This is a genomic window from Tenacibaculum tangerinum, assembly GCF_029853675.1.
Taxonomy (GTDB): domain Bacteria; phylum Bacteroidota; class Bacteroidia; order Flavobacteriales; family Flavobacteriaceae; genus Polaribacter; species Polaribacter tangerinum_A.
In genome coordinates this window covers 24,541-45,998 of sequence record NZ_CP122539.1, presented here as the reverse complement: position 1 = coordinate 45,998, position 21,458 = coordinate 24,541, and the positions used below count along the sequence as shown (strand labels likewise).

21 protein-coding genes and 1 pseudogene are annotated in these 21,458 nt (G+C 34.1%); 15 read left to right on the top strand and 7 right to left on the bottom strand.

What is annotated here, in order from left to right:
• Positions 1-8: 8 nt before the first annotated feature.
• From P8625_RS00150 to P8625_RS00145, 3 genes and pseudogenes are all read left to right on the top strand, one after another.
• A complete protein-coding gene (locus P8625_RS00150) occupies positions 9-257 on the top strand; it encodes a hypothetical protein (RefSeq protein WP_279651482.1) in 249 nt (82 codons plus the stop codon).
• A 43-nt stretch (positions 258-300) separates the two neighbouring features.
• A pseudogene (locus tag P8625_RS16310) lies at positions 301-375 on the top strand (UvrB/UvrC motif-containing protein); the annotation flags it as partial.
• Between the two features lie 266 nt (positions 376-641).
• A complete protein-coding gene (locus P8625_RS00145; protein ID WP_279651481.1) occupies positions 642-1,256 on the top strand; it encodes a hypothetical protein in 615 nt (204 codons plus the stop codon).
• Positions 1,257-1,272: 16 nt separating this feature from the next.
• Here P8625_RS00145 and P8625_RS00140 read toward each other — a convergent pair whose 3' ends face one another.
• Positions 1,273-1,482 (bottom strand): hypothetical protein, encoded by a 210-nt coding sequence (locus tag P8625_RS00140; protein ID WP_279651480.1) that lies wholly within the window; start codon positions 1,480-1,482, stop codon positions 1,273-1,275.
• 70 nt (positions 1,483-1,552) lie between these two features.
• Between P8625_RS00140 and P8625_RS00135 the strand changes: the two genes are divergently transcribed.
• The 6 genes from P8625_RS00135 (at position 1,553) to P8625_RS00110 (ending at position 7,330) form a co-directional block, all read left to right on the top strand.
• Positions 1,553-2,581 (top strand): AHH domain-containing protein, encoded by a 1,029-nt coding sequence (locus P8625_RS00135; protein ID WP_279651479.1) that lies wholly within the window; start codon positions 1,553-1,555, stop codon positions 2,579-2,581.
• Between the two features lie 4 nt (positions 2,582-2,585).
• Positions 2,586-3,266, top strand: coding sequence for a hypothetical protein (locus tag P8625_RS00130; RefSeq protein WP_279651478.1), 681 nt, complete (start codon positions 2,586-2,588; stop codon positions 3,264-3,266).
• A 1-nt stretch (position 3,267) separates the two neighbouring features.
• Entirely contained in the window at positions 3,268-3,654 is a 387-nt protein-coding gene (locus P8625_RS00125) for a hypothetical protein (RefSeq protein WP_279651477.1), read from the top strand.
• Between the two features lie 246 nt (positions 3,655-3,900).
• On the top strand, positions 3,901-4,578 hold the full coding sequence (locus P8625_RS00120) for a hypothetical protein (protein WP_279651476.1): 678 nt from the start codon (positions 3,901-3,903) through the stop codon (positions 4,576-4,578).
• An 81-nt stretch (positions 4,579-4,659) separates the two neighbouring features.
• Entirely contained in the window at positions 4,660-5,358 is a 699-nt protein-coding gene (locus tag P8625_RS00115; RefSeq protein WP_279651475.1) for a hypothetical protein, read from the top strand.
• Positions 5,359-5,458: 100 nt separating this feature from the next.
• Positions 5,459-7,330, top strand: a complete 1,872-nt coding sequence (locus tag P8625_RS00110; RefSeq protein ID WP_279651474.1) for an OmpA family protein — start codon at positions 5,459-5,461, stop codon at positions 7,328-7,330.
• Positions 7,331-7,561: 231 nt separating this feature from the next.
• Here P8625_RS00110 and sucC read toward each other — a convergent pair whose 3' ends face one another.
• A complete protein-coding gene (sucC, locus tag P8625_RS00105) occupies positions 7,562-8,758 on the bottom strand; it encodes an ADP-forming succinate--CoA ligase subunit beta (RefSeq protein ID WP_279651473.1) in 1,197 nt (398 codons plus the stop codon).
• A gap of 215 nt (positions 8,759-8,973) precedes the next feature.
• On the opposite strand from sucC, the gene P8625_RS00100 reads away from it, so the two are divergent.
• From P8625_RS00100 to P8625_RS00075, 6 genes are all read left to right on the top strand, one after another.
• Positions 8,974-11,409 carry a DUF5916 domain-containing protein gene (locus P8625_RS00100; protein ID WP_279651472.1) on the top strand — a complete coding sequence of 812 codons (2,436 nt, stop codon included), beginning with the start codon at positions 8,974-8,976 and terminating at the stop codon, positions 11,407-11,409.
• Positions 11,410-11,580: 171 nt separating this feature from the next.
• Positions 11,581-12,243 carry an ABC transporter ATP-binding protein gene (locus P8625_RS00095; protein ID WP_279651471.1) on the top strand — a complete coding sequence of 221 codons (663 nt, stop codon included), beginning with the start codon at positions 11,581-11,583 and terminating at the stop codon, positions 12,241-12,243.
• Between the two features lie 47 nt (positions 12,244-12,290).
• Positions 12,291-12,845, top strand: coding sequence for a CPBP family intramembrane glutamic endopeptidase (locus P8625_RS00090; protein WP_279651470.1), 555 nt, complete (start codon positions 12,291-12,293; stop codon positions 12,843-12,845).
• Positions 12,845-13,609, top strand: coding sequence for a TIGR02757 family protein (locus P8625_RS00085; protein WP_279651469.1), 765 nt, complete (start codon positions 12,845-12,847; stop codon positions 13,607-13,609). The genes P8625_RS00090 and P8625_RS00085 overlap by 1 nt, the downstream gene beginning before the upstream one ends.
• A 30-nt stretch (positions 13,610-13,639) precedes the next feature.
• Positions 13,640-15,124 (top strand): S10 family peptidase, encoded by a 1,485-nt coding sequence (locus P8625_RS00080; RefSeq protein ID WP_279651468.1) that lies wholly within the window; start codon positions 13,640-13,642, stop codon positions 15,122-15,124.
• Between the two features lie 2 nt (positions 15,125-15,126).
• Positions 15,127-15,516: a DUF6122 family protein gene (locus P8625_RS00075; protein WP_279651467.1), complete on the top strand. Its 390-nt coding sequence runs from the start codon at positions 15,127-15,129 to the stop codon at positions 15,514-15,516.
• Here the strand turns inward: P8625_RS00075 and P8625_RS00070 are convergent.
• The 5 genes from P8625_RS00070 to cysS all read right to left on the bottom strand — a co-directional run bounded on the left by P8625_RS00070 (position 15,499) and on the right by cysS (position 21,451).
• The gene (locus tag P8625_RS00070; RefSeq protein WP_279651466.1) at positions 15,499-16,257 is read right to left on the bottom strand and encodes a Dph6-related ATP pyrophosphatase; all 759 of its coding nucleotides are present in this window, start codon (positions 16,255-16,257) and stop codon (positions 15,499-15,501) included. The genes P8625_RS00075 and P8625_RS00070 overlap by 18 nt on opposite strands.
• A gap of 116 nt (positions 16,258-16,373) precedes the next feature.
• On the bottom strand, positions 16,374-17,723 hold the full coding sequence (gene rimO / locus P8625_RS00065; RefSeq protein ID WP_279651465.1) for a 30S ribosomal protein S12 methylthiotransferase RimO: 1,350 nt from the start codon (positions 17,721-17,723) through the stop codon (positions 16,374-16,376).
• 868 nt (positions 17,724-18,591) lie between these two features.
• Entirely contained in the window at positions 18,592-19,452 is an 861-nt protein-coding gene (lgt, locus tag P8625_RS00060) for a prolipoprotein diacylglyceryl transferase (protein ID WP_279651464.1), read from the bottom strand.
• A gap of 63 nt (positions 19,453-19,515) precedes the next feature.
• Positions 19,516-19,791 carry a membrane protein insertion efficiency factor YidD gene (yidD, locus tag P8625_RS00055; protein ID WP_279651463.1) on the bottom strand — a complete coding sequence of 92 codons (276 nt, stop codon included), beginning with the start codon at positions 19,789-19,791 and terminating at the stop codon, positions 19,516-19,518.
• 178 nt (positions 19,792-19,969) lie between these two features.
• Positions 19,970-21,451 (bottom strand): cysteine--tRNA ligase, encoded by a 1,482-nt coding sequence (cysS, locus tag P8625_RS00050; RefSeq protein ID WP_279651462.1) that lies wholly within the window; start codon positions 21,449-21,451, stop codon positions 19,970-19,972.
• Between the last annotated feature and the right edge of the window lie 7 nt (positions 21,452-21,458).

Genomic DNA, 21,458 nt, shown 5'->3' with positions numbered 1-21,458 from the left:
ATGCAGGTATGGTTATTGACTTGATAACAAAAGGAGAAATTGAACTTGAATTTGAAAACTCTATTGAATCGTCAGAGTTAGACTCATTCGTTAACTTCTTCTTTGGTTTTGGATATAACTTTAATCATAAAATTAGTTTAGAATTTAGATATAATAACTCAAGAAAAATCTATGCTTCTAGTAATGTTATTAACTTAAACGATCGTGCAGCGTTTAATAACTTTTCTTTAAAAATTGGTTATAACTTTTTGAAGTAATTAACGTAGATAGTGTTTTTGCAATTTTTTCGTATTAGAAAAAGCTGCCAAAGCATTGGACTTTTTAGTAGCGGCACAATTGCGTGATGAAATTCAGGTTTTGAAAGAAAACCTATAGTTTTACCCCTAAAAAAGCGAAAATCGTACACCCTCCGTACAAAAAAGGCAAAAAAGTAAGTCAGTGACTTACCAGTTTCTATTTTATTATGCTTTCCTCTGCCTTGTAAATAATTACAACAAGAATTAACTCAACACAAATGTTAACAAAATCTCAGGGTTTTCCCTGAGAAAGATTGAAAACAAATAGGGATAACCCTAATTGTGTTTGAAGCTACAAGCATGTATCTTTAGCAAAAAATTGTAACTCATTAAAATTTATATACCATGAAAAGTAAAAGAAACCCATTCACCAACCTTTTAAAAATAGGACTGCTCCTTTTTGGATTTTCACTATTGCTATGGAATTGCGAAAAAGAAGAAGTAGCTTTTAGCCAAGAACAAAAAGGACTTGCCAACTATACGCTAGAAAAACTTAACTATGACGATTTATTAAAAGATACCGAAATTCAGAAGTCGTTACCTCTTTTAGAACAAAACTTCTCAAACAGCAAACAATACAAAGAAGAAGAAATCGCTGAGGGCTTAAACATTCTTACAGAAAAAGTAACTAAAATAACTACCGAAAACGTTGTTACATGGACCTTTCAAATTAAAAAGCCTGTTTTAACAGCATCGTATTTTGAAAACTTTCTGGTTAAAAAGTACCAAAATACTTTTACTTATTTTTTAATATCGTACCAACAAAAACCTGAGGTTGCTCTAGAAAACCCGTACGGCAAAGCCATTTCTTATAAAATACCAGAAAAATACCTAAGCTTAGAAAACATAAATTTATCTGCTAAGGACGAATTTATTGATTGGGCACCGCCAGAGGGTGGGTCAGACGATGAATGTGAAGGAACGGTATATACAGAAATTCAACCCTATACCATACCTTAAAATATGCCTGTCAAGATTACCCGCCAATACATGGCACCAGTAATACCCCTTGTAACAATCCTTGTTCAGGAACCAATATTGTTACGATCATCGATTTTTCGCATTGCGAAAGTGGTACATACACCCCTCCAACCAATTCAACAACTTCTGGAGGAGGTAGCACAGGAACAGGTTCGGGTACTTCTGAACCTACAACAGGCGGAGGTACTACTACAAACGATACCACTACTGGTGAAACCTATACCACCCCGATAAACGAAGATGGCTCAGACCCTACCACCTCACCAGAGAAAGCATTGGCGCAAGAAATTAATAAAAAGCTAGACTATAGCCTAACCAAAGCAGAGCTAGCATGGTTAGAGGCTAATTTTACAGAGGCTGCTAAAATTGATACTTTCTTAATCGGAAATACTAGCCTAGAAGCGAAAGCTTTTGCGAAAGAAATTACAAGCCTTATCAGTTTAGAAACAACTGACCAAAACAATACTTTGTCTTTTGTTTTGCAAGCATTTAGCGAAAATAAAATCTACAATAGTTTAGACTATAATTTTTTAAATACTGTAAATCAATATATGGTTATAGATGCTTCTAATGTTGAGTTTACAGATCCTATTATACAATATTTTATATTTAAAATAGCTACGTTAAAAGCCTTAAACCCTGAATGGCCAAAGACCAAAGTGTTTTGGGAGGCTACGAAAGACGGAATTCATATCAGTTTAGATGTTTTCGGTTTAATACCTGTAGTAGGAGAAATAGCAGACTTAACCAATGGAGTTCTGTATGCCATTGAAGGAGACGGTGTCAATGCCACCTTAAGTTTTGCAAGCGCTATACCTATAGTGGGCTATGGAAGTGTTGCTACCAAATACGGTTTAAAAATTGTAAAAGCTAGCACCATAGGAACTAAGGTAAAACTGGTATGGAAAATTACCGCAGATGGGGTAGCATTTGGAAGTCGAGGCACTTTACGAAAGGTTTTAGGAATTACAGATTCCGCCTTACACGCCCACCATTTAATTCCTTGGGCAAGGAAGGGACATAACTTGATACAAAAAGCCGCCAATTCTAAACATGCCTTTCATTTAAATGAAGCCTTAAATGGCATCTCTAGATTAAATGATTTACATTTGACTGGACATAATCGTTATAATGATAAAGTACTTGAAATTTTAGATAAATATGACAAGGTTATAAACCCAAATGCTTCTTTCGACGAAGCCTATAATTTTGTCATTGGACTAGCTAATCATATAAGGACGTTAATTAAAAATAACCCTACTTTAAACTCTGGGCAAATAGCCGATTTAATACGTTATCCATAGAACTATGAAATATTTTGAATTAAAAAATAGTAGAGATAGAAAAAATGTTGGTGTAAAACCTCAAAGCGAAGAAGGTGTTTTTGGAGATATTCAACAAGATTTTATTCCTTGGGAAGGAAGAATAGACTTTGACTTTATGTTACCTGAACCCTATCTTGAAAAAAAGGCAAAACAAGTTTCGCTTTTAGATGTAGCATTCATTCGAACTACATTTTTAGTTATTGATGATGATTTTTTAGCATTTCTAAAAGAGTTTGAAATAGGAAACCACCAACACTGGAAAATAAAAACTTGGCAAAACAAAAAGTTAATACACAACTATAATTTGTTTTTGATGAACGATACCAAACAAGATGTTTATATCGATTTTTCTAACAGCGAATTTTATTCCAAAAAATTAGGAGACTGGGATAATTCAAGTATTCAACAACCTGTCTTAGTAAACGATTATGATGAATATGTTTCTGAGAAAGAAAGGTTACGAAAAGACCAATTAATGTTACTTGAAAAAAACGTTTATTTAGACTTAAGCAAAGCCACTGAAGATATGTTTCGAATAGTTAATGCACCACCAGGTGGGTATTTTGTATCCGAAAAACTTAAAAATGCCATAGAAGAAAATGGTTTTACAGGAATGGAGTTTATAGAAGTAAGTGAATTAGATAAAGTTGAAGTAATTTATTAAAATGGACAATTTAATTAAACTTGGAAAAAGGAGAACAATATTAATTTCTATAAGTATTTTATTAGTTTCTATACATAGTATATATTTTTACCACTCAGTTAGACCTGAAATAGAACTTAAAAAACTTTTTCAACAATTAATACGGTTTTCGTTAACTGTTACTCTTTTACTAATGGTTTATAAAGGAAAAAAATGGGCTAAAATAGTGTTAATTATTTTATTTTCTGTAGCCCTTTTTGGGTTATTAATTAGCTTCAATACTTTAGAAATTTCATTTATAAATAAAATACCTTTTGGTATTATGGTTTTTGTTTATTCAATGGCAATTTACCATTTTGGTTTTTCTAAAAGTTTTAAAGCTTTTTATCTATTTCAAAATAATAAGTAAACTTAGAAAGAGGCTATTTATGAAATAGTCTCTTTTTTGTAATAAATGTTGAGTTCAATTATTTCTAACAAAATTCTATATACTTCTTTGTACCTAAATTAAGATTACTTTTATTTAGTACTAAAATTCCAGACGAAGCCTATAGTTTTATTACTGAACTAGCAAATCATATCAGGACGTTAATTAAAAATGACCCTAATTTAAATTCAGAACAGATAGCCGATTTAATACGTTATCCATAAGATTATGAAATATTTTAAATTAACATTCAGTAATACTATAAAAGAATTAGGAAAGTTTCCGCAAAGTGAAGAATGTATTTTAGGAGATATTCAACAAGATTTTATTCCGCTTGAAGGAAGAATTGATTTTGACTTTACATTACCTGAACCAATCCTTGAAAAAAAAGCAAAAAAAACTTCATATGTTAAAGTTGTAGCAATTAGCGACTTTTTAGTTATTGATGATGATTTTTTAGCTTTTCTAAAAAGTTTTAATATTGGGAATTACCAAGACTGGAAAATAAAAACTTGGCAAAACAAGCAGTTAATAACCAATTATAATTTGTTTTTGATCAACGATACCAAACAAGGTTCATATATCGATTTTTCTAACAGTGAATTTTATTCCAAAAAATTAGGAGACTGGGATAACTCAAGTATTCAACAACCTGTTTTAGTAAATAATTATGACGAATACGTATTTAAACAAAAAGAGTTACGCAAAGACCAATTAATGCTACTTCATCGTAAAGTTACTTTAAACTTAAGCAAAGCCACTGAAGATATGTTTCGAATCGTCAATGCATCACCAGGTGGGTATTTTGTATCCGAAAAACTTAAAAATGCCATAGAAGAAAATGGTTTTACAGGAATGGAGTTTATAGAGGTAAGTGAATTAGATAACGTAGCGGTAATTTATTAAATTTTGTAATTAGCATATGAATACAGGGAGGTACTTAAAACAAGTAACTCCCTTATTGATTATCATTTAAAAAGAAGATATATGAAAAAAGGTATTGTTGTAATGATTTTATTGTTAAACGGATATGTAGCAGTAGCGCAGACAAATAAAAAGTTAAATAGTTATAACCATTTTATTTTCAAAAAATCAATGCAAATTTCTCAAGAAGGATTGTCCAACTTTCAACAAAAACAGGATTCGTTAATTGATAGTGAGTACCCTTTGGGAGAAAAAGATTCACTTATAAACAAAAAACTAAAATCTTTAAACCTTATCAATATTTTTAAAAAAACTAGTGATATAGAAATTCATGTAGAATACACGAATGATTCTATTTGGCGATATAAGAAACAAAATGGTGAAATGATAGGTGATTATTTGATGATATTAAAAGAAAAAGGGATTTTACATTACTATGACAAGACAAAGCAACATTTGTATAATAAATATAATCTTTTCAATAAAAAATATGAGTATGTAGTGATTAAAGATTTAGAAAACAGAAAAATAATACAGGGGTTTGATTGTTTTTTCTTAAAACTTATAAGGAAAGACCCTGAAAGTGATTTGGGTAATACTATTTATGAAATGTATGTCACCAATGAAATAGAACTACCGTTACATTCAGTATTAAATATTAACGAGTATTTAGAAAACACCTTTCCTGTAGAAGTAAAAATATTTGAAGGTAAACTTAGTGGTATTGCAGAAACTATTAAATTAGTTTCTTATCAACATTAGATAATAGAAAAACTTCTTAACTTAAATCGAAGAATAAACACCATACCAAAACCAATAACAGTCTGTATTACAACAGGCACCTTTTAAACAAAAAAAAAGCATGAGAAAAAAGTTAGCAATCTTAGCCCTACTTATAGGAAATTTGGTACTAGCACAAAGCCAGTACGGCATCGTTATACCTACCAATAACAACGAACGAAACGCAAAATGCCAATACTTTTCACAAATGTTTCGTCAAAAACCAAAAGAGATTCGATTTGGTATTAAAAGAGAAGGCAATACCCTGTTTTTTGAAATAAGTGACAAACAGTGGTTTACCAAATTATTCAAACAATCGGGTGATGGTATTGCCGTAGATATTGTACCAAAAACAAGGTATGCCTGTGGCGAAGAAATCATTCCGCAACAAATAAAAGGCTTGGTACTACAACCCGTATATGCTAAAGAACTGCGTAGAAACCTAAAACCATTTAACACTAATTTTAGGGTTTATGTAGGTAAAGTACCAGAACCTTTGGCAAAAGACGATTTAGAATTCAACATTTTGTTTTTAAATAATAAAGTACTATGCAAGTATTACTCGATTTACAATTTAGAATCGTACCCTTGGGAATTGTTAGATATGGGAGTGTATTTAGATTCTTTAGCATATAAAACAAAAGCAATTACCACAAGTAAGGAAGCATTTGTAAAAAAATACAAAACCTTACAATTCACCATTCCTTTTAAAAAAAACAAAGCAACGTATTTACCAGAAGATATCAAACCCTTATATGATTCGTTACGCCTAACAGATTTTACAATTAAAAAAATTGATATCAAAGCCTATGCCTCTGTTGAGGGCAGTTTAGAAAGAAATAAGGAACTACAAGAACAACGCGCTAAAAGTATTGCTACTGCCCTACAAACGTTTCAACAACCTCAAATAGTTACTCAAATTTCTAGCTCAGAAAACTGGGTAGAGTTTTTAAATGACATTAAAAATACCAACTATGCTGATTTAGCAGTACTTTCAAAAAAAGAAGTAAAAAGAAAATTAGTAGGAGCAACAGCTGCTGAATTAGAGCCCTATTTGAAAAAACATCGAAAAGCAGTAGTGATTTTAGAATTGGATAAAATAGACAAGTATAAAAATATGACAGTAACAAAACTTGTTACACTGTTTAACGAACGTATTGCCAAAGATAAATTAGAAGAAGCGGCGGCGATACAAAACGCTATTTTAGAAAAAATGAAAAGTAATTTTTCGCCAGAAACATTGCTTGCAATGGAAATTCCTAGGCAGAAAAAATACCTTACATTGTTAACCAAGAACAGTGTTATAAAATACTTGGTAAACATTAGCCAAGCACTTATTGTTACTAGTGAATTACAGCAACTTCAAAAGTTAGACCCTAAAAACCAAAGGATTCAATATAATTTGGCTGTTTTAAAATTTATCATTTGGCGCAGCAATGCACAACCTGTTAACGAGGAAACATTTAAAAAAGAAATTATAAATCTAAAAAAATACGGGATAGCGAAACCACTCATTGACAGAATGTTAGTGAATTTTTATATCGTAAAAGCTGAAAAAGAAATGCGAAAAAGAAATTACAAGGCAAAAGATACAGCCGTAAAATACATAGTTAACAATTATCACAAATTCCCTTTATCTAACTACGATTACTTAAGCTTGGCACAGTTTTTAACTTATTATGCTAATATGGAAGAAGCTGTGAGCCTATTAGATAAAAAAGCAAGAAGTATTACTATCGACGAAGACTTACTTTTTTACTACATCAACTTAACCATCATCAATAAAAAACTAACCGCAAGCTCTGAGTACCGAACCATTATGTTAAACGCTATTACCAAAAACAAAGACCGCTTTTGTAAGCTATTCAACCCATCTTTAGAAGGAGGAGTAACCTTTCAGTTATTAGAAGACGCCTACCTAAGAAAAACCTATTGCGAAAATTGTGCTGAGTAACTTTTATTTACATAAAATTTCTTAAAACAAAACATAGTAATGTTTTTATAAAAACGTAGTAGTGTTTTTGATAAAACATAGTAGTGTTTTTGGTAAAACATACCTACGTTTTTTTCAACACTTGCTAACTTACAACAGCTACCCTATATATAGATAACGAATCTCTAACAAAAAAACCTCACTGTAAAAGTGAGGTTTAATAATATATTACTAAGAATTAATTACAAAGTTTTAAGCACTTAAAACTTCTTGTACTTTATCCGCTGCTTCTTGGAACTCGGTTGCTGAGATAATTTCCATTCCGCTATTATCAATTAATTCTTTGGCTTCTTTAGCATTGGTACCTTGTAAACGAGCAATGATAGGCACATTAATTTTGTCACCCATATTTTTGTAAGCATCAACAATTCCTTGTGCCACACGGTCACAACGAACGATACCTCCAAAAATGTTTACTAAAATCGCTTTTACGTTCGGGTCTTTTAAAATAATTCCGAAAGCAGTTTCCACACGTTGTGCATCTGCAGTACCACCAACATCTAAGAAGTTCGCTGGTTCTCCACCTGCTTGCTTAATCAAATCCATCGTACCCATCGCTAAACCAGCTCCGTTTACCATACATCCTACGTTTCCATCTAAGTCTACATAGTTTAATCCTGCAGCATTCGCTTCTACTTCAATAGGATTCTCTTCACGTAAATCACGCATTGCTGCATAATCTTTGTGACGGTACAAAGCGTTGTCATCTAAGGTAACCTTCGCATCAACCGCCATGATTTTATCATCCGAAGTTTTTAATACTGGGTTGATTTCAAACAACGATGAATCAGACTTTACATAAGCGGTATATAATGCCGTAACAAATTTTGTCATTTCTTTAAAAGCTGCACCGCTTAACCCTAAGTTAAACGCAATTTTACGAGCTTGGAAAGGTAACAATCCTGTTGCTGGATCAACTTCTTCTGTAAAAATTAAGTGTGGCGTTTCTTCTGCCACCGTTTCAATATCCATACCTCCTTCGGTAGAATACATAATCATATTTCTACCCGTAGCACGGTTTAATAAAACTGACATATAAAATTCATCTGGCTCACTATCTCCTGGATAATATACATCCTCAGCAATTAACACTTGGTTCACTAACTTCCCTTCTGCTGAAGTTTGTGGAGTTACCAACATCATTCCTAAAATGTCATTAGCAATACTTTTTACCTCATCTAAGTTTTTAGCCAACTTAACACCTCCACCTTTTCCACGACCACCTGCGTGTACTTGCGCTTTAATTACGTGCCAACCAGTACCTGTTTCTTCTGTTAATTTCTTCGCTGCTTCCACAGCCTCTTCTGGAGTATTTGCAACAATTCCACGTTGAATACGAACGCCAAAACTGTTTAATATTTCTTTACCTTGATATTCGTGTAAGTTCATTAGATATGAATTTTTAAAGTCGAACAAAAATACAAATTCAATTTATAATAGCTTATAATTTGTGCTTTAATTTCTATTTTGTTACGCTTTTTTAGTACCTAAAGTGTAACAGCTGTTTTTTTAACACGTCTTTAGTTTAATTAACATGATTTTATGATATATTAGCTCAAATCATAATAATTTAGCTCTACCAATAATACACCTCTAATAAAACTATGCGAAGGATCATAGCACTAATTGTTACTCTTTTTTTCTTTTCAAAAGAAATCATCTCACAAACCATTAATGAAAATAGAAAAAAAATAGAGGCCGTACGCGTTGCCACTCCTCCAAAAATAGATGGCAATTTAAACGACAGCGCTTGGGAAAACATTCCTATTGCCAATAATTTCGTAATGATGCGTCCTGATAATGGCAAACCCGAACCCAGTACGCACAAGACAGAAGTTAAATTGGTGTACGATGATGATGCAGTGTATATCAGTGCGATGATGTATGCGCCTGAACCACAAAAAATACCCGCTGAATTTGCCAACAGAGATAACTTCGCCAATACTGATTTCTTTATGGCCATGATTAATCCTATCGACGACGGTCAAAATCCAGTTATGTTTATCGTTACGGCTGCGGGGGTGCAGTTAGATGCCAAAGTGTCTAACGGTAGAAACGAAGATTTTAATTGGAGTGCTGTTTGGGACAGTGCTCACAAAATTTTAGATAATGGATGGACGGTAGAGTTAAAAATACCCTACAGGGCACTTCGTTTTGCTAATGAAAAAATACAGTCTTGGGGAATGAATTTTCATAGAGAAATACGAAACTTAAATGCCCGCTATACTTGGAATTTTATTGATAATACCCAAGGATCTTGGACACAATATGACGGTTTGGTCGAAAACTTTGAAAATATAAAACCTCCTACTCGGTTAAGTTTTTATCCGTATGCTTCTGCAATTACAAAAACATTTGATGGCAATACCGAGTTTAACTGGAGTGCAGGAATGGATGTAAAATATGGTCTTACCGAAAACTTCACACTCGACGCTACCCTAGTTCCTGATTTTAGCCAAGTGGGCTTCGATGATGTCGTTTTGAATCTAGGTCCTTTTGAACAACAATTTACAGAACAACGTCAGTTTTTTACAGAAGGAACGGAACTTTTTACCAAAGGACGTTTGTTTTACTCCAGAAGAATTGGAGCTGCTCCTATTAGATCTCCTCAAGTAGACAATGAAAACGAAACACTGGTAAAATCAGATGACAAAGTGCAAATGCTGAATGCTATAAAAATTTCTGGTCGAACTAAAAATGGACTGGGAATTGGTTTTTTCAATGCTATTACAGACAAAACAGAAGCCACCATTCAAAATAACAGCACTCAAGAAATTAGAAAAGAAACAACCAATCCTTTTTCCAATTACAATATCATGGTGTTGGACCAACAATTCAACCAAAACTCAGCTATTACTTTAATCAATACAAACGTAACAAGGGTAGGTGATTTTAGAGATGCCAACGCCACGGGTTTGTTATGGCATGTAGAAGATAAAAAAAGTACCTATAATATTGATGGCTCGTTTAAAATGACCAACATTAGCGACGACCCGACCGAACCAAATACTGGATATGCTTTTGATACCAGTATAGGAAAACACGCAGGGAATTGGCGCTGGGAAATTGGATACCAATTTGAAAATAAAGATTACAATCCCAATGATATGGGAATTCTATTTAGTAATAACGAACAAGGAGTTTACGGATTCGTTGGTTATCAGTTATTAAAACCGAAAGGAATTTTTAACAACTACTCCATTACTTGGTTTAATAATATTAATTTTTTACATTATTCAGGTACCTACACAGGCACCAACTCTAGCTTGTCCTTTTTTGCCAATACTAGAACACGATTTAGCTTTGGAGGAAATCTAAATTACAGAACAGAAAGTAAAGATTTCTTTGAACCCAGACAAGGAAGTACGAGTGGTATCTTTTTTAACAGACCCGAACGATTAAACGTGAATCACTGGGGCTCTTCCGACTACAGAAAAAAAATGGCAGTTGATTACAATTTTTATTTCACTTTTAATCGACAAATTATTAGTGACGTTGACCAAATGAGTTATGGTTTTGCAATTAGACCAAGATACCGTTTTAACAACCAATTCTCGTTAATTTATGGATTAGACTACAGTAAATCAGAAAATCAGTTTGGTTTTGTGAATAGTGATGATACTCATATTTATTTCGGACAACGTGATTGGACATCTTACAACAACTCGTTAACAGGTAAGTATACTTTTAGTCCACTCTCTTCATTATCACTCTCATTCAGGCATAACTGGAGTAAAGTTCCTTACAGTCAGTTTTATGAACTAAATCAGCAAAACGGAATGTTAGAAAACACGTTATATAATGGTGAACACGACATGAACTTTAACAGCTGGAATTTAGACTTAAATTACGTGTGGCAATTTGCACCTGGTAGTCAACTCATAGCTTTTTACAGAAATTCTATTTTTAGTTCTAACGAAAACGCTACACAGAGTTTCTTTACAAACTTAGAAAATCTTTTTAACGAACCCAACCAACATACTTTTTCGCTTCGCTTGGTATATTTTATTGATTATAACGATTTAAAAAATGTATTTTAAAATAGATTTATATATTGTTAGGAATCAGGTACACTTGATAAGTCTATCTGATTTCTTTTTTATACATTCGTCACATAGAATATAATACCATATACAACTATAAATTACGTATATAAAAAGTTCGTTTATTTATGACAGACTGAAAATTCGTAATTCATAATTATACCATACATGATTGTAGCAAAAAACATTCACAAACATTACGGAGATGTTGAAATTTTAAAAGGCGTTAACCTACACATAAAGAAAGGTGAAATAGTGGCTATTGTTGGTCCTTCAGGTGCTGGGAAAACAACCTTATTGCAAATTTTAGGAACTTTAGACAAACCGTTAAAGCAACAAGATTACGAATTGTATGTAGATGGTATTTCAATCAAAAACTTAAGCGATAAAGAAGTTTCTTCTTTCAGGAATAAACATATCGGATTCATCTTTCAATTTCATCAATTATTACCCGAGTTTACTGCCTTAGAAAATGTATGTATTCCGGCTTATATTGGAGGAAAATCAAAAACAGAAACCGAAAAAAGAGCTAAAGAATTGCTCGCCTTTTTAGGGTTATCGCATAGAGAAAACCACAAACCTAATGAACTTTCTGGCGGTGAGCAACAACGAGTAGCGGTTGCCAGGGCATTGATAAACGAGCCTTCGGTTATTTTTGCCGATGAGCCTTCGGGAAATCTCGATTCTACTTCAGCAAAAAACTTACACGAATTGTTTTTTAAACTACGTGATGAGTTTGGACAAACCTTTGTGTTAGTGACTCATAACAAAGAATTGGCACAAATGGCAGATAGAACGCTTACAATGAAAGACGGAATTATAGTAGAGTAATGTAACTATTTTGAGTTTCTTACTACTAATAAAGAAATCAACGATTCATGAAAGAAACTTTCCAAGAACTTATTACCTATCTTAAAAACCCTGTTTTAGAGCAAGATAATAACCTAGATACATCCTACCGATTTCAAAAATTTTTACACCTACTTGTCATCAGTATTGTTACAGGTGCTGTATTGAGTCCTCTCTTCTTATTAATTGAGCAGTTAGGCTGGGTAGATATGAACGAGCACGCTATGGAAGAATTATTAAAAACAACGTCAAAAGGACTCATTGCTTTTCTTGTAATTATCTTTGCTCCATTGCTTGAAGAACTGTTTTTTAGAGCTCCCCTAACCTTGTTTCATGGAAAAAAAGTGTTCAAAATAGCTTTTTACGTATTTACGATCCTTTTTGGTTTGATACATTTAACCAATTTTAATATGACGACCAACGTACTGCTACTAGCCCCCGTTTTAGTCGCTCCCCAAACTATTTTAGGAGGCTATTTAGGATTCATTAGAGTGCGTTTTGGTTTAATTTGGAGTATCCTTTTACATGCCTGTTATAATGCCTTCTTTGTTTTGCTTAGTTTTGCAGGAGATTTGTTATCATAATGAATACAAAAGAGCTTAAAGAATTTTTAGACGAAAAAGTACAACAATACAATAATCCTGATTTTATTGAGAGTGACCCAATTCAAATTCCGCATCAATTTTCTTTAAAAGAAGACATTGAAATTGCTGGGTTTTTAGCAGCTACCATTGCTTGGGGAAATCGTAAAATGATTATTAACAATGCCCATAAAATGATGGACTTAATGGGAAACTCTCCGTATGATTTTGTAATGAATCATTCAGAAGACGACCTGACTCATTTCAACGGATTTGTACACCGTACTTTCAATGCTGAAGATTTTAGCTTTTTCATTCGGTCACTTAAAAACATCTATCAAAATCATGGGGGATTAGAAAATGTGTTACTACCCAAAAACAATGCCGACAACTACCAGTTAGCCATTCACAACTTTAAAAAAATATTTTTTGAGATTCCGCATCAGCCAAGAACTTTAAAACACGTTTCCGACCCTTTAAAAGGTTCTGCCTCCAAGCGAATTAACATGTTTTTACGTTGGATGGTACGCGATAATTCGACTGGAGTTGATTTAGGAATATGGAAAACCCATTCGACGGCACATTTACACTGTCCGCTTGACGTACACACAGGAACGATCGCCCGAAAACTAGGAATTTTAACCCGAAAGCAAAACGATTGGAAAGCAATTCAAGAGTTAGACACCATCTTAAGAGAATTTGACAAAGAAGATCCTGTTAAATACGATTTTGCCTTATTTGGCTTAGGTGTTTTTGAAAAGTTTTGATACTTTTAGCTTTCCAAGTAATTTCCAAACATGAAAAAAATTATATTCGTAGTAGCCATTCTATATTCAATTACTCTTTTTTCTCAAGACAAAAGAATTCCATTAGATACTATCGTTACTACTTCTAGCTCGGTAACTATCAAAGGCAAAAAAATATCCTATAAAGCACAAACAGGAACACAACCCGTATACGATGCCAATGGAGTGGCAAAAGCTACACTTTTTTATACCTATTATTACAGAACAGATGTTTCCAACAGCGAAAAAAGACCCTTGCTAATGTCCTTTAATGGTGGACCCGGCTCTGCTTCTGTATGGATGCATATTGCTTACACAGGACCTAAAATTTTAAAAATAGATGATGAGGGAAACCCGATTCAACCCTATGGTATAAAAGACAACCCCTACTCTATTTTAGACGAAGCTGATATTGTATTTGTAAATCCTGTAAATACCGCTTATTCAAGACCTATAGTTGCTGCTGAAGAAAAGGTGGATGCAAAATATTTCTTCGGAATTAATGCGGATGCAAAATATTTAGCAGACTGGTTGAATCTTTTTGTTACTCGAACCAATCGATGGAATTCACCAAAATATATCATCGGTGAAAGTTATGGCGGTACTCGTGTCATGCAACTTGCTCATGAACTACAAAATAACCAGTGGATGTATCTGAACGGAGTAATTATGGTTTCTCCTGCCGATTATCAATTATTAAGAACACAAAGTTCCGAAGATTACGCTATCAATTTCCCTTACTTTACTGCTGCTGCATGGTATCATAAAATGTTACCACCAGAATTGCAACAAAAAGACTTGTTAGAAATTTTACCCGAAGCGGAGAATTTTGCTGTCAATACCTTGCTTCCTGCCTTGGCAAAAGGAGGATTCATCAATGACGCAGAGAAAAACAAAGTTGCTGAAAAAATGGCGTATTACTCTGGAATAAAAAAAGAGGTGATACTACAACATAATTTAGAGGTTCCAAATAGTTATTTTTGGAAAGAATTACTAAGAGATACTTCAGGAAAAACCATCGGACGTTTAGATAGTAGGTATTTGGGAATTGACAGAAGAGAATCGGGTACAAAGCCAGATTACAGCCCCGAATTGGTGTCTTGGTTGCATTCTTTTACGCCTGCTATTAATTACTACATTCAAAATGTATTGAACTTTAAAACCGATGTAAAATACAATATGTTTGGTACAGTGCAGCCTTGGGATTTTAGCAAGAACAATGCACGTGAAAACTTACGCAAGGCCATGGCACAAAATCCGTATTTGAAAGTTTTAGTACAATCTGGTTATTACGATGGAGCTACTACATACGCTGCTGCTAAATATACCATGGGAAAAATTGACCCAAGTGGTAAACTTAAAAACAGACTCTTCTTTAAAGGCTATAGAAGTGGACACATGATGTACCTTAGAAAAGAAGATTTGCAAAAAGCAAATGACGATCTTCGTGATTTTATAAAAAATAGTGCTGAGAATATAGGGGCAGCAAAGTACTAACAATGCAACACTTTGTTCACTATTTTTTACACTTCGGATTTCCTTTTTTGATTGCTTTTTTCTTCTTTAAAAAGGAATGGAAAAAAGTAGCTTTAATTTTGCTTGCTACTATGTTGGTAGACATCGACCACCTACTAGCAACTCCTATATTCGACCCGCATCGATGTAGTTTCGGTTTTCATCCACTTCACTCTTACTATGCAATGGGGGTGTACTTTTTTTTACTTTTTTTAAAAAAGCCATACAGCATTATTGGATTCGGGTTACTACTACATATACTAACCGATTTTATCGATTGCTTGTTTATGTACAATGCATGTAATTCTTGCTTAGAAAATGTTCCTGCTAAAGGGATATTAGAAACAATAAGTAGGTTACTTTTTCAATTGTAAATCACAATACCAAAAACTGCTATCGTAATTTTTAGAAGTCGCTATTGCTGATTTTTTACCTTTTTTTGAATCCTGATAACAGGTATCGTCCTCATTTTCTTGCAAGGTGTATGATTTTAACACCTTCGCTCCTATTTCAAATGCTACAGGTTTCTTAAAAATAGGTCCGTCATAACAAAAGGTATGAAACTCACCATTCTCTCCACAAACATCTATACCTTCAGGAAGTTCGTTGATAAAATCTTCATCAATCAATCTTCCAACAAACTCTTCTCCTAACAATTTAGCATTCACGCAAACGGTGATGGTTTTAAAACCCAGCGCTAAAAATTCTCGTAATAATTCTTTGGTATCTTGTTTCCAGAGTGGATACACTCCCGTGATTCCTACTTCTTGTAATTTGGAATCACGATACGCTCTTAAATCCTCTAAAAAAATATCTCCAAAAATAGCATAATGTAAGCCTTCTGATTTTAAAGCTGCAGTTTTCTCCTTCATCTTAAGATTGTACATCTCCATCGTAACCTCAGCAGGAAAGTATATTTTTTCTAACGGAACTCCGATACTATTTGCTTGTGCATCTAATAAATCTTCGTGCAATCCGTGCATGGAAACACGCTGATAGTCTTGATTTACATTGGTAATTAATTTTTGTACCTCGTATTCTTTTTGTTGCAGTATTTTATAGAATGCCAAGGCAGAATCTTTCCCTGAACTCCAGTTAAAATAGGCTTTTTTCATAGTAGGATAAGTCGTTCTTAGATCGTTAGATTCTTAGATTATTTGAATTTTGCACACTCATGATAGTGATAGTTGATCTCAAAAGCTAACAGCATAACATCAAGCTTATTTTCAAACTATTTCCTTTTATTTAAAGGTATAGGTTTTTCCTGCTTTACCACAGGAGTTCCGTACAAATCAAAATCGCCAGCGTCAAAAATCTCAATATCGATAAATTCTCCTAATTTGATATAATGCTCACGGGCATCTACAATCACATCGTTGTCTACATCGGGTGAATCAAACTCGGTACGTCCGTAATAGTATTCACCATCTTTTCTATCGAACAAACACGTAAAGGTTTTTCCTATTTTTTCTTGATTCAATTCCCAAGAAATCTGCGATTGTACTTCCATGATTTCGTTCACTCGTCTGAACTTTACATCGTCGGGAACATTATCTTCTAAGGCATACGCCCCTGTGTTTTCTTCGTGTGAATATTCAAAAGCCCCTAAACGTTCAAAACGCATTTCTTCTACCCAATCTTTCAATTCCTGAAACTGTTCTTCGGTTTCTCCTGGATACCCAACAATGAGTGTAGTTCGAATTGCCATATTTGGCACTGCCTCTCGGAATTTATGTATCAGTGCTGTCGTTTTTTCATGGGTCGTACCACGTTTCATCGATTTTAAAATCTCGGTGTTGATATGCTGTAGCGGAATGTCTAAATAATTACACACTTTTGGCTCGTTTTTCATTACTTCTAACACATCCATAGGAAAACCTGTAGGAAATGCATAGTGCAAACGAATCCATTCAATTCCGTCTACTTTTACCAATTCTTTCAGTAAATCTGCCAACGCACGTTTTTTGTAAATATCCAATCCGTAGTAGGTTAAATCTTGCGCAATCAGCATGATCTCTTTGATGCCTTTTTCAGCTAACTTCGTAGCCTCCGTAACCAAATCTTCAATGGGAGTCGATACATGCTTTCCTCGCATTAACGGAATGGCACAGAATGAACAGGGGCGGTCGCAACCTTCGGCTATTTTTAAATAGGCGTAATGTTGTGGAGTGGTTGTTAAGCGTTCGCCGATTAACTCATGTTTATAGTCTGCTTCCAACACCTTTAACAAATTTGGCAAGTCGTGGGTTCCGAAATACTGATCTACATTGGTAATTTCAGCTTCTAAATCTGGTTTGTACCGTTCACTTAAACAACCAGTTACAAATACTTTATCGATCTCGCCTTCTTCCTTTTTTTGTGCATAGTGTAGAATGGTTTCTACACTTTCTTCTTTGGCTTTACCAATAAAACCGCAGGTATTGATTACGACTATATTTCCATCGTCATTTTCATCTTCATGAACCACGTTTTTACCATTGGCTTTTAACTGCCCCATTAACACTTCACTGTCATATACATTTTTAGAGCATCCTAAGGTAACGACATTGATTTTGTTTTGTTTTGTTGTTTTGGTACGCATATCAAAATTTTGGGGTACAAAGATACGTTTTAATTCAGCTTTATAGATAGTTTAACACTTTAAAAATTAGCATGCTTTCTATGCTTTCAGTTCGGCTAGTTTGTTCGTAAGTTTCAAACTTGCTTGTAATACGATTTGTGCTTTATCAGTTCGCATTTAGACCCATTGTCTCTTCGAGTAAAATTAGTTGAATGAAATGAAAGTAATTTTGTATTGAGAAGTGATACTACGATTATCAATAGCTTTACTAAGTATCGTCTTGGAAGGCTCTGTGTCCGTTCATCATGAAGCTATTATTAGTTGATTTTCATCATTGCGAGGAACGTAGGACGAAGCAATTTGTTTTAATTACCGTCACCTCGAATGGATGTGAGCAGTTTCAAGGTTTTGAGTATGGTCATTGCGAGGAGGGAAAGACGAAGCAATCTGATTTTGATGACAACTAAATTGAATGGATGTAAGCGATTTTAAGGTTTTGAACATGGTCATTGCGAGGAGAGGAGGACGAAGCAATCTGTTTTTGATTACTGTCACCTCGAAAGGGTGTAAGAGATCTCAAGGTTTTGAATATGGTCATTGCGAGGAGAGAAAGACGAAGCAATCTGTTTTTGATGACAACTACATTGAATGGATGTAAGCGATTTTAAGGTTTTGAACATAGTCATTGCGAGGAGAGAAGGACGAAGCAATCTGTTTTTGATTACTGTCACCTCGAATCGATATAAGCGGTTTGAAGGTTTTGAGTTACTCGTTTTCATAAGATTACGTCACTCCACTGCGTTTCGTTCGTAATGACATTTTTCAATGATTTACAAATGAAAACATAACAAAAAACTCCAAGTGTTTACTTGGAGTTTTTTTGTTATGTTTATGCGGTTGTTTTGGGTTTTCTAAACATTAACCAAAGACCAATGAGTACGAGTGGAATACTCAATACCTGACCTGTATTTAGAGAATTGAATACCCAATCTTCTCGCCCATCAACTTGTGCTTCTTTTAAAAATTCTATGAAAAAGCGAAGAGACCATAATACGACCATGAATAATCCGAATAAAAATCCTGTTTGATTTTTCTTATCGGTTTTCCAATAAAAATACCACAATGCAAAGAACAGTGCTAAGTAGCTAAAGGCTTCGTATAATTGGGTTGGATGACGTGGTACGGTTTCTCCTGCGCGTTTAAAAATGACTCCGAAACTGCTACCTGTAGGTTTTCCGTAAATTTCTGAATTGAAAAAGTTCCCAAGTCGAATAAAAAATCCTGCTAAAGCCACCATAATTCCTAATCTATCTAAAATAAACAGCCATGGCTTGTGTAGGTGCTTCTTAGCATAAAAGTACATCGCTATAGGAATCGCTATTGCTGCTCCGTGACTGGCAAAACCGGTATACCCTGTGAATTTCCACCCATCCAACAATCCAAATAAAGCCGAGGCTCCTTCTTGCTTTTTAAATGGTAATATGATTTCTAGCAAGTGGTTTTGGTAATAATCCCAACTGTAAAAAAATACATCTCCTAAACGCATTCCTATTAACATAGAAACGAAAACGTACATAAATAATGGGTCTAACTTTTCAACAGGAATGTTATCGTTGATGTATATCTTTTTCATTAATTGCAGTCCCAAAATAAACGCTGCTACAAACATTAAACTGTACCAACGAATACCAAAACCTCCAATATTGATTATTTCTGGGTCCCAATCCCACACTATGGATAAAAAATTCATCTATTCTTATTTAGTTTTTAATATTGTCATTGCGAATGTACTGAAGCAATCTTAAAAAAGAGATTACTTCGGTATAAAATCCTCGCTATGACTCCTACTTTTTTCTCTTTTTTCTGGAACAGGGTCGTAACCACTACCTCCCCATGGATGACAACTAAAAATTCTTTTCAACGCCAACCAACCACCATAAAACAATCCGTGTTTTTGCAATGCCTCGATGGTATAGCTCGAACACGTTGGCGAATACCTACACGTTGCTGGTGTAAACGGAGATATCGCTGTTTGGTAAAATCGAACTAGCCATATAAAAGGATATGCTATGATTGTTTTTAGTTTCAAATTTTATTTTTTCAATTCTTGTTTAAAATTTCTAGACTCCTATCGAAATGAGCTATCTATGGTATTTTCTATTCCTCAAACATTCTTCAGCCTACTTATTACCCCATTAACTCATTACCTCATTGAATCATTACCTCATTGAATCATTATCTCATTGTATCATTGTATCATTGTATCATTAACTCACCGTAAACGTCGTTCCTTCTCTTCCGTCTTTTAATTGAATTCCTAAGGCTAACAGTTTATCACGGATTTCATCAGACAATGCCCAGTCTTTATTTTCACGTGCTTCTTTTCTCATTTGAATTAACATTTCAACAACGCCATTCAATTTATCGGAATTATTTCCTTCAGAAGTTTCATTTAGCAACCCTAATACATCAAAAACAAATGCTTTGATGGTGTTTTTAAACACTTGTAAATCTTCTGTTGTTAGACTTGCTTTTTGTTCTTTGATTTGATTGATAACTTTAACCGCTTCAAACAAATGCGAGATTAAAATAGGCGTGTTAAAATCGTCATTCATGGCATCGTAACAATCTTGCTTCCATTTTTGAACATCAAAAGTTGACGTATTGCTTGCTTCTAATTTATCTAAGAAACTAACTGCTTCCATTAACTTTGCATGTCCTTTCTCTGCTGCTTCTAAGGCTTCGCCTGAAAAGTCTAAAATACTGCGATAATTCGCTTGCATATTGAAAAAACGAACGACACTTGCCGAAAATGGTTTTCCTAAAATGGTATTTTCTCCCGTTAAAATTTCATTGGGTAAAATATAGTTTCCTGTTGATTTTGCCATTTTTTGACTGTTCAACAATAACATATTCGTATGCATCCAATAATTTACAGGTTTTACACCACTACAAGTTTGCGATTGGGCTATTTCACACTCGTGGTGCGGGAATTTTAAATCCATTCCACCACCATGAATATCGAACTGTTCTCCTAAATATTTGGTACTCATTACAGAGCATTCTAAGTGCCATCCTGGAAAACCATCACTCCAAGGCGAAGGCCAACGCATGATATGGCGTTCATCGGCTTTTTTCCACAGTGCGAAATCTTGCGGATTCCTCTTATCTGACTGTCCGTCTAACGCTCTGGTATTGTGAATAGCTTCTTCTATTTTTCTACCTGAAAGAATTCCGTAGTTACCTGTTTCGTTGTATTTTAATACATCAAAATATACCGAGCCATTTACTTCATAAGCTAATCCTTTGTCCATGATTTCTTTAATCATCTCAATCTGCTCTACGATATGTCCCGTTGCTGTGGGTTCGATGCTAGGTGGTAAAAAATTATAGTTATTAAGTACGTTATGAAAATCAACCGTGTAACGTTGCACTACTTCCATCGGTTCAATTTCCTCTAGTCGTGCTTTTTTTGCAATTCTATCTTCACCTTCATCAGCATCATTTTCTAAGTGACCTGCATCGGTAATATTACGTACATAACGTACTTTGTACCCTAGGTGTAATAAATAACGATACACCACATCAAAAAACATAAACGTACGTACGTTTCCTAAATGAGCATTGCTATATACGGTAGGACCGCATACATACATTCCTATGCGACCTTCTGTTACGGGTTTAAAAAGCTCTTTTGATTTGCTTAAAGAGTTGTATATCTTAAGTTGATTTTCTTTGTATAATTCCATAGTAAAA

What these genes read in the sequence shown, in the direction of transcription:
- P8625_RS00090 (WP_279651470.1), top strand. Translation starts at nt 12,291, where the DNA reads ATGAAAGAAACTTTCCAAGAACTTATTACCTATCTTAAAAACCCTGTT.
- cysS (WP_279651462.1), bottom strand. Translation starts at nt 21,451, where the DNA reads ATGGAATTATACAAAGAAAATCAACTTAAGATATACAACTCTTTAAGC.
- P8625_RS00115 (WP_279651475.1), top strand. Translation starts at nt 4,660, where the DNA reads ATGAAAAAAGGTATTGTTGTAATGATTTTATTGTTAAACGGATATGTA.
- sucC (WP_279651473.1), bottom strand. Translation starts at nt 8,758, where the DNA reads ATGAACTTACACGAATATCAAGGTAAAGAAATATTAAACAGTTTTGGC.
- P8625_RS00130 (WP_279651478.1), top strand. Translation starts at nt 2,586, where the DNA reads ATGAAATATTTTGAATTAAAAAATAGTAGAGATAGAAAAAATGTTGGT.
- P8625_RS00110 (WP_279651474.1), top strand. Translation starts at nt 5,459, where the DNA reads ATGAGAAAAAAGTTAGCAATCTTAGCCCTACTTATAGGAAATTTGGTA.
- rimO (WP_279651465.1), bottom strand. Translation starts at nt 17,723, where the DNA reads ATGCGTACCAAAACAACAAAACAAAACAAAATCAATGTCGTTACCTTA.
- P8625_RS00150 (WP_279651482.1), top strand. Translation starts at nt 9, where the DNA reads ATGGTTATTGACTTGATAACAAAAGGAGAAATTGAACTTGAATTTGAA.
- P8625_RS00145 (WP_279651481.1), top strand. Translation starts at nt 642, where the DNA reads ATGAAAAGTAAAAGAAACCCATTCACCAACCTTTTAAAAATAGGACTG.
- P8625_RS00075 (WP_279651467.1), top strand. Translation starts at nt 15,127, where the DNA reads ATGCAACACTTTGTTCACTATTTTTTACACTTCGGATTTCCTTTTTTG.
- P8625_RS00085 (WP_279651469.1), top strand. Translation starts at nt 12,845, where the DNA reads ATGAATACAAAAGAGCTTAAAGAATTTTTAGACGAAAAAGTACAACAA.
- P8625_RS00095 (WP_279651471.1), top strand. Translation starts at nt 11,581, where the DNA reads ATGATTGTAGCAAAAAACATTCACAAACATTACGGAGATGTTGAAATT.
- P8625_RS00120 (WP_279651476.1), top strand. Translation starts at nt 3,901, where the DNA reads ATGAAATATTTTAAATTAACATTCAGTAATACTATAAAAGAATTAGGA.
- P8625_RS00070 (WP_279651466.1), bottom strand. Translation starts at nt 16,257, where the DNA reads ATGAAAAAAGCCTATTTTAACTGGAGTTCAGGGAAAGATTCTGCCTTG.
- P8625_RS00125 (WP_279651477.1), top strand. Translation starts at nt 3,268, where the DNA reads ATGGACAATTTAATTAAACTTGGAAAAAGGAGAACAATATTAATTTCT.
- P8625_RS00100 (WP_279651472.1), top strand. Translation starts at nt 8,974, where the DNA reads ATGCGAAGGATCATAGCACTAATTGTTACTCTTTTTTTCTTTTCAAAA.
- P8625_RS00080 (WP_279651468.1), top strand. Translation starts at nt 13,640, where the DNA reads ATGAAAAAAATTATATTCGTAGTAGCCATTCTATATTCAATTACTCTT.
- lgt (WP_279651464.1), bottom strand. Translation starts at nt 19,452, where the DNA reads ATGAATTTTTTATCCATAGTGTGGGATTGGGACCCAGAAATAATCAAT.